This is a genomic window from Frankia sp. AgKG'84/4 (assembly GCF_023242965.2).
Taxonomy (GTDB): Bacteria; Actinomycetota; Actinomycetes; order Frankiales; family Frankiaceae; genus Frankia.
In genome coordinates this window covers 1-7,708 of record NZ_JALKFU020000240.1, presented here as the reverse complement: position 1 = coordinate 7,708, position 7,708 = coordinate 1, and the positions used below count along the sequence as shown (strand labels likewise).

Genomic DNA, 7,708 nt, shown 5'->3' with positions numbered 1-7,708 from the left:
CCCCCCCCCCCCCCCCCCCCCCCCCCCCCCCGTTTTTTAATAATCCGCCGACCACTGATATATAAAGTTATATGTTTTGGTCGGCAGGTTATTATTTTTATAAGAGACTGGTGCGGGGGGGCGTGTCACGATCTCGATCCTACGAGTGCGGCGCGCCGGTCACGGCCGGCGCCCGCCCGCGCCACCGCCCGGACGTTCGGGTCCGTCAGCTGGAAGGGCGACTCGTCCGGGTTGTGCCGGTCGCTACTGTCGAGCCCAGTAGCGAGGGCGGGAGTGACAGGTGACGTGGACCTACGAGGCGGCGCGGGCCGCGCTGGACGAATCGGTGGACCTGGAGAAGCAGGCGATCACCGCTGAACCGCCGGTGCCCAGCCTGGAACGGATGCGGGAGCTCGCGAACCGGCTCGGCGACCCGCAGCACCGGGTCCCGGTCATCCACCTGACCGGCACCAATGGCAAGACGTCGACGGCCCGGATCACCGCCGCCCTACTCGACGCCGCCGGCCTGCGGGTCGGCCTCTACACCAGTCCGCACCTGGAACGGGTCAACGAGCGGCTCGCCGTGGGCGGCCGGCCGATCGACGACGACGAGTTCGCCGGCGCGGTCGGGGCCGCGGTGGACGCCGCGGCGACGATGACGTCCCGGCCGACCTTCTTCGAACTGCTGACCGCCGCGGCCTACCACTGGTTCGCCGAGCGGGCCGTGGACGTCGCGGTCGTCGAGGTCGGCCTGCTCGGCCGCTGGGACGCCACGAACATCGCGGACGGCCGGATCGCCGTCGTCACCGGGATCGGCGCCGATCACCTCGACTATGCCGGCAGCATGGCCGGCGTGGCCCGGGAGAAGGCCGGCATCGTCAAGCCCGGCGCGCGGCTCGTGCTCGGCGACGTCGAGGCCCGGTTCGACGACGTGTTCGCCGCGACCCCGGCCTCGACCGTGCTGCGCCTGGGCCGGGACTTCGCGATGGAGCGCGGGCGGCCCGATCCGGCGGGGCGCCGCGGGGACCTGCGCACGCCGCGGGCCCGCTACGACGATGTGCTGCTGGGGCTGCACGGCGCCTACCAGGACGACAACGCCGCGTGCGCGCTCGCGGCGGTCGAGGCGTTCCTCGAGCGCCCGCTGCCGGCCGAGGTCGTCCGGGCCGGGCTCGGTGCCGTGCGGGCTCCGGGCCGGCTGGAGATCCTGGGCCAGGCGCCGCCGCGGGTGTTGGACGGCGCGCATAACCCCGCCGCCGCGGCGGCGCTGGCGAGGTCGCTCGTCGAGGAGTTCCCGGGGCGGCGCTGGACGGTCGTCTACGGCGCGCTGCGCGGGCACGACTTCGAGGGAACCCTCGCGGAGCTACCCGGCGACCGGATCGAGGCGCTGGTCTGCTGCGAGCCCGACTCGCCGCGCGCGATCCCGGTGGACCAGGTACTGGCCGCCGCCCGCCGGCTGGGGCACACGGCGATCGAAGCGACCTCTGTGGCGGCCGCGACGGCGCTTGCCACCAGGAGGGCCGGTCCGGACGGGGCGATTCTCGTGACCGGGTCCTTCTACCACCTCACGGAGGCGCGCCGAGGGCTGGCGACACCGCGACGGTGAGCCAACAGCCGCCCCGTTCGGGCGGGCTCGGCCCGGCCCGGCTGGCCGCCGGCCTCAGGCGGACTTCTCCTGGCGGGGCGCCCGCTTCGAGGCGACGTCCCTGGGCACGAGCGTCGGGTTGACATGTTCGAGGACGACCTCGCGGGTCACGACCACCCGGGCGACGTCCTTGCGGCTCGGGATGTCGTACATCACCGACAGCAGCACCTCCTCCATGATTGCCCGCAGGCCACGGGCGCCGGTGCCGCGCAGGATCGCCTGGTCGGCGATGGCCTCCAGCGCGTCGGAGGTGAAGTCGAGATCCACGCTGTCCAGCTCGAACAGCCGCTTGTACTGGCGGACGAGCGCGTTCTTCGGCTCGGTGAGGATGCGGATCAACGCCTCGCGGTCGAGGTTCGACACGCTGGTGATGACCGGCAGGCGGCCGATGAACTCGGGGATCATGCCGTACTTGAGCAGGTCCTCCGGCATGATGTCGCCGAAGACGTCGGTGGCGTCCGGGTCGTCCTTACCGTGCAGCACGGCGCGGAATCCCAGCGACTTCTTGCCGATCCGGGACTCGATGATCCGGTCCAGCCCGGCAAAGGCGCCACCCACGATGAACAGGACGTTCGTCGTGTCGATCTGGATGAACTCCTGGTGCGGGTGCTTACGGCCCCCCTGCGGCGGCACGCTCGCGGTGGTGCCCTCGAGGATCTTCAGCAGCGCCTGCTGCACGCCCTCGCCCGACACATCCCGGGTGATGCTGGGATTTTCCGACTTACGGGCTATCTTGTCGACCTCGTCGATATAGATAATGCCCGTTTCAGCCTTCTTGACGTCATAATCGGCTGCCTGAATAAGCTTGAGCAGGATGTTCTCGACATCCTCGCCCACGTACCCGGCCTCGGTGAGCGCGGTCGCGTCGGCGATGGCGAACGGGACGTTGAGCATCCGGGCAAGTGTCTGCGCGAGCAGGGTCTTGCCACATCCCGTCGGGCCGAGTAGCAGAATGTTGCTCTTGGCGAGTTCGACCTCGCCCTTACCGCCCTCGCCGCCGCCGGAACCGCCGGCCTGCACCCGCTTGTAGTGGTTGTACACCGCGACGGAGAGGGTCTTCTTCGCTGTCTCCTGGCCGACGACGTAGCCGTCGAGGAACTCGTAGATCTCCCGAGGCTTGGGAAGCTCGTCCCACTTGAGCTCGGAGGACTCGGAGAGCTCCTCCTCGATGATCTCGTTGCACAGATCGATGCACTCGTCGCAGATGTAGACGCCAGGGCCGGCAATGAGCTTTTTCACCTGCTTCTGCGATTTACCGCAGAACGAGCACTTGAGCAGGTCACCGCCATCACCGATGCGTGCCACCGAGGACTCAGTCCCTTCGTCCAGACGATGGTGTCGCCTGCATGTCAGGGGCGGTTGACACCGCCCGGTCGTCGCGTGTCTGCCTGCAACCATCCCCGTGGGGACGGTACCCCGCCAAGCGACCCGGTGAGTGCCCTATCGCTCGGCTCATACCGGTCAGCCTACGGTCACCTCGGCCTCCCCCGCGCGCCCATGCCGTCCCCTTAGGCCAACGCGTCACACCTCGAACCCGCTGACCGGATTCAATCCCGTCGGCGCGCCGTGCGTGGTATCCGCGCCGGAGCAGATTCACGGGCTGCAATCGCTCCGGCGCGGGTCGCGCGCCGGCGGGGACCCACCTCAGCTGCTGGTGGCCAGCCGGGAGGACTTGCGGGTCTTGATGACCTCGTCGATGAGGCCGTATGCCTTGGCCTCGTCGGCGCTGAAGATCTTGTCCCGCTCGGTGTCCTTGCGGATCTGCTCCTCGGTCTTGCCGGTGTGCCCGGCCAGCATCCGCTCGAGCAGCGAGCGCATCCGAAGGATCTCGCGCGCCTGGATCTCGATGTCGCTGGACTGGCCCTCGCCCTGCGCGGAGGGCTGGTGGATCAGGATCCGGCTGTTCTCCAACGCGAACCGCTTGCCCGGCGTCCCCGCCGCGAGCAGCACCGCCGCCGCCGACGCCGCCTGCCCCATGCAGATCGTCGAAATATCCGGACGCACGAACTGCATCGTGTCGTAGATCGCCGTCAGCGACGTGAACGACCCACCCGGCGAGTTGATGTAGATCGAGATGTCCCGGTCCGGATCCTCCGACTCCAGGAACAACAACTGCGCCATCACATCGTTCGCCGACACATCATCGATCTGCACACCCAGAAAGACGATCCGCTCCTTGAGCAGCTTCGAGTACGGGTCCATGCCGTACTCGCCGCGGGAGGTCTTCTCGATGATGTTGGGCAGGACGTAGCGGCTCTGCGGTGCGGCGGCCTGGCGGGCCTGCTCGGACCGCATCTGCTGGTAGAGGGTCTCGTGGAACATGTGGCTGCCTCCGGGAACGGATGACGGTGGCGGTCCGGCCGAGCGGGGACCGCTCAGCTCACCGGGCCTTCGCTGGGGACCTGGCGGGCCTGCTGGACGACGTGGTCGACGAAGCCGTAGTCCTTCGCCTCCTCGGCGGTGAACCACCGGTCCCGGTCGGAGTCGCGCTCGATCTGCTCGATCGGCTGACCGGTGTGGAAGGCGATTCGCTCCTGCATCATCCGCTTGGTGTAGAGCATCTGCTCCGCCTGGATGGCGATGTCCGAAGCCGTTCCGCCGATACCGCCGGACGGCTGGTGCATCATGATCCGCGCGTGCGGCAGCGAGTAGCGCTTGCCCGGCGCGCCGGCGCAGAGCAGGAACTGCCCCATGGAGGCGGCCAGGCCGAGCGACACGGTCGCGACGTCGTTCTCGACGAACTGCATCGTGTCGTAGATCGCCATGCCCGCGCTCACCGAGCCACCCGGCGAGTTGATGTAGAGGAAAATGTCTCGGGTCGGGTCCTCGGCGTTGAGCAGCAGGAGCTGCGCGCAGATCGTGTTGGCGATCGAGTCCTCGACCACTGATCCGAGGAAGACGATCCGGTTGGCCAGCAGGCGGTTGAACACCTGGTCGTCGAAGGCTGGTCCACCCTGGCCGGGCGAACGGAGCTCCGGACCGGGCAGGCGCGGAACTGCGAGGTTACTCACGGTCAGCTCCTCGGCTTCCTCACATGGGGCGGCTGATTGACCGGCTCGACACTATCTGTGACACGCGCGAGTTCCGGCCCTTCAGGCTCGATGTTCGCGCTGGGCGTGAGGACCGGCCAGTCCGGACGGCCGCACCGGCGACGGGCCGCGACATTCGGCGACGCAGGGTCGACATTCGCCGGCTCACATCGGGCACGGCGCCCTTCCGACCCCATGCGGGGCAGGTCCGAAATGTCCCTACCCCCGCACGGTGACCGCCCAAACGGTGATGGCCCCCGGACCGGGTCCGGGGGCCATCAGGGTTCTCAGTCGACGTCAGACGTCCCGGTCACCGGCACCGCCGGTGGTCGTGTCGGCGGCGTCCGTGACGCCCGCGGGCTCGTCGTCGGCGGCCTCGACCTCGGCGGCCTCGACCTCGGCAACCTCGGCCCGCGCGGACTCGTCCTCGTCCTCGGCGTCCTCGGCGTCCTCGGGCGCGGGGCGGGCCGGCAGCGCGAGCTGCACGTCGTTGCCCTCGCCGTCGACGACTTTCGCGTTCTCGAGGAGCAGGAAGAGCGCCTTGGTCCGCAGCACGTCGGCCATCAGCGCCTGCAGTCCCTCGCCCTGGGCGAGCTGCTGGGCGTACACGTCGGGCTGCATGCCGGACCGCTGGGCCCGCATGATGACCTGCTCCATGAGCTCGCCCTGGTCGATCCCGATCGACTCGGCGTCGATGACCGCGTCCAGGATGAACTGCGAGCGGATCGCCTTGCCGGCCGTCTCCCGGACCTCCGCGTCGAACTCCTCGGCGGACTGGCCGAGCGTCTCGAGGTAGCTGGCGCGGTCGGTGCCAATGTGCTCCAGCTCGTGGGTCAGGCGGTGCTCCCGGGCCTCGATCTCCCCGGTGAGCAGCGAGTCGGGAACCGGCACCTCGACCCGCTCGAGCAGGCTCTCGAGCAACTTCTCCCGGGCCTGGCCGACCTGCTCGGTGCGGCGCGACTGCTCCAACCGACCGCGGACGTCCGCCCGCAGCTCGTCGAGCGTGTCGAACTCGCTGGCGGTGGTGGCGAAGTCGTCGTCGAGATCGGGGAGTTCCTTCTCCTTGACCCCGCGGACGGTCGCGGTCACCTGCGCCGGCTTGCCGGCCTGGTCACCGCCGAGCAGCTCGGTGGTGAAGGTGCGCGCCTCGCCGTCAGCGGCACCGATGATCGCCTCGTCGAGGCCCTCGACGAGGTTGCCGCTGCCGACCTCGTAGGACAGCCCGGTCGCCTCGGCGCCCTCGACCGGCTCACCGTCGGCCTCGGCCGAGAGGTCCAGCGAGACGAAGTCACCCGTCTGCACGGGCCGCTCCACCGGGGTGAGCTGGGCGAACCGGTCCCGCAGCGCGCCGAGCTGCTCCTCGACCTGCTCGTCGGTCACCTCGATCGAGTCGACGGTGACCGACAGGTCGGCGAACTCGGGCAGGGTGAGCTCGGGCCGGACATCGACCTCCGCCGTGAACACCAGCTGGCCGCCGTCGGCGAACTCGGTGATGTCCACTTCCGGCCGCGACAGCACGTCGACCTCCTCGGCCTGCACGGCCTCGGAGTAGAGCTGCGGCAGCGCCTCCTGGACGGCCTCGTCGAGGATCACGCCGCGGCCGAGCCGCTGGTCGAGGATGCGGGGCGGGACCTTGCCCGGCCGGAACCCCGACACCTTCACCTGGCGGGCGAGCTTGCGGTACGTGGCGTCGAGCGAGGGCTTGAGCTCGTCGAAGGGCACCTCGACGGTGAGCTTGACCCGGGTCGGGCTGAGGGTCTCCTTGGTGGCCTTCACGGCGCGGCGGTCTCCTGGTACGACGTTGGACGGGGTGACACGCCGAGGCTATCGGTCGGGGCGGGGAGACTCGAACTCCCGATCTCCTGCACCCAAAGCAGGCGCGCTAGCCACTACGCTACGCCCCGAGGCGTTGCACGCTTATCCTACGGGGTAAGCTCGCCTCGATCACCATGCGGGTGTAGCTCAATGGCAGAGCCCCAGCCTTCCAAGCTGGCCATGCCGGTTCGATCCCGGTCACCCGCTCCAACCCACCCGGCCGCCTGCCGGCGGTTCCGGTAGGTCGGCACCGCCCCGCGTGACCAGCGGCGGGTGCCTGATCGCCGGCGGAGACACCCTCCCCTGGGCGGCGCCGGTCGCCGTGGGCCCACCGCGCCTCCGCTGCGACACCGTGGTCTGTTCGGTCCGGGTCGGCCCCAGGGGAATGACGCAGTGGCATGCTTCCCGCGTGTGTCGCCCGAACTCTCTGCTCCCGCCAGGACGCCGCCGACCGTGGTGTGTTGGTCGAGACCCCTCAGCGCACGCAGGGTGCACCCGTGGGGGTATTTTCCCTTTTAGCCGATAGATCCCGAGATGTTCGGAGGTCCGTATCGTGACCAGGCGCCGCGGCTGGCTTCCGGTGATCGTCGGGATCGGGATCGGGGTGAACACCGCGCGGCTGCGCGGCCGGCTGCACGCCCTGGACGTCATCGATCTCCAGGGCGGTGATCTCCCGGGCGAGCCCGCCGCCGAGCGGTCCGCGCACACCCGGTACGTGCTGCTCACCACGCCAGGAATTCGGCTGAGCGACGAGCAGCGGCGGGCCGCCACCGCGCATGCCCACAGCCGCGGGCTGGACGTGCTCGACATCGTCCCGGCGCGGCTGCCCCCCGGCCGGGTGCTCGACCTGGCCCGGATGGTCGACCCGACCACCTATCGGGCGAGCCGGCTGGCGCGCGGGCGCGGCGCGGGATTCGCCCTGCTTGTCGACCGGGACCTGCTGGTCCGCGCCGGGGTGGCCACCGCGGACCGGCCCCGGTTCCACGACCGGACCGAGATCACCGATCTCACCGAGGCCGAGATGGTCGCCGCGGTCCAGCTCGGCAAGCGACACGCCGCCGCCAACGCCGACCTCGCCGTGCTGCCGGGCCTCATCGGCCCGGACGCGGACGACGGGCGCGGCCGGCTCGCGCTGCAGCAGGCCGCCTACGCCTGGGAGCCGCTGCTACGCGTGCTGCCCGCGCTGCGTGACGGCGCCATCCTGACCGGCGCGTCGGCACGGTGATCGAGCGGGTGTGGCGCG

At 70.0% G+C, this 7,708-nt stretch carries 6 protein-coding genes and 2 tRNA genes; 3 read left to right on the top strand and 5 right to left on the bottom strand.

From position 1 onward, the window contains the following. Positions 1-280 precede the first annotated feature (280 nt). Positions 281-1,582, top strand: coding sequence for a bifunctional folylpolyglutamate synthase/dihydrofolate synthase (locus tag MXD58_RS15530; RefSeq protein ID WP_248838883.1), 1,302 nt, complete (start codon positions 281-283; stop codon positions 1,580-1,582). Between the two features lie 54 nt (positions 1,583-1,636). Here the strand turns inward: MXD58_RS15530 and clpX are convergent, their stop codons facing one another. The 5 genes from clpX to MXD58_RS15505 all read right to left on the bottom strand — a co-directional run bounded on the left by clpX (position 1,637) and on the right by MXD58_RS15505 (position 6,554). Next, complete coding sequence (clpX, locus tag MXD58_RS15525) at positions 1,637-2,926, bottom strand: ATP-dependent Clp protease ATP-binding subunit ClpX (RefSeq protein WP_248838884.1); 1,290 nt, start codon at positions 2,924-2,926, stop codon at positions 1,637-1,639. A gap of 339 nt (positions 2,927-3,265) precedes the next feature. After that, a complete protein-coding gene (locus MXD58_RS15520) occupies positions 3,266-3,943 on the bottom strand; it encodes an ATP-dependent Clp protease proteolytic subunit (RefSeq protein ID WP_284678404.1) in 678 nt (225 codons plus the stop codon). 53 nt (positions 3,944-3,996) lie between these two features. Next, the gene (locus MXD58_RS15515) at positions 3,997-4,632 is read right to left on the bottom strand and encodes an ATP-dependent Clp protease proteolytic subunit (RefSeq protein ID WP_248838885.1); all 636 of its coding nucleotides are present in this window, start codon (positions 4,630-4,632) and stop codon (positions 3,997-3,999) included. A 315-nt stretch (positions 4,633-4,947) separates the two neighbouring features. Beyond that, positions 4,948-6,426: a trigger factor gene (gene tig / locus MXD58_RS15510; RefSeq protein WP_248838886.1), complete on the bottom strand. Its 1,479-nt coding sequence runs from the start codon at positions 6,424-6,426 to the stop codon at positions 4,948-4,950. Between the two features lie 55 nt (positions 6,427-6,481). Beyond that, a tRNA-Pro gene (locus MXD58_RS15505) sits at positions 6,482-6,554 on the bottom strand. Positions 6,555-6,601: 47 nt separating this feature from the next. Between MXD58_RS15505 and MXD58_RS15500 the strand changes: the two genes are divergently transcribed. Continuing rightward, positions 6,602-6,675, top strand: a tRNA-Gly gene (locus MXD58_RS15500). 343 nt (positions 6,676-7,018) lie between these two features. Beyond that, entirely contained in the window at positions 7,019-7,690 is a 672-nt protein-coding gene (locus tag MXD58_RS15495; RefSeq protein WP_250609444.1) for a hypothetical protein, read from the top strand. Positions 7,691-7,708 lie beyond the last annotated feature (18 nt).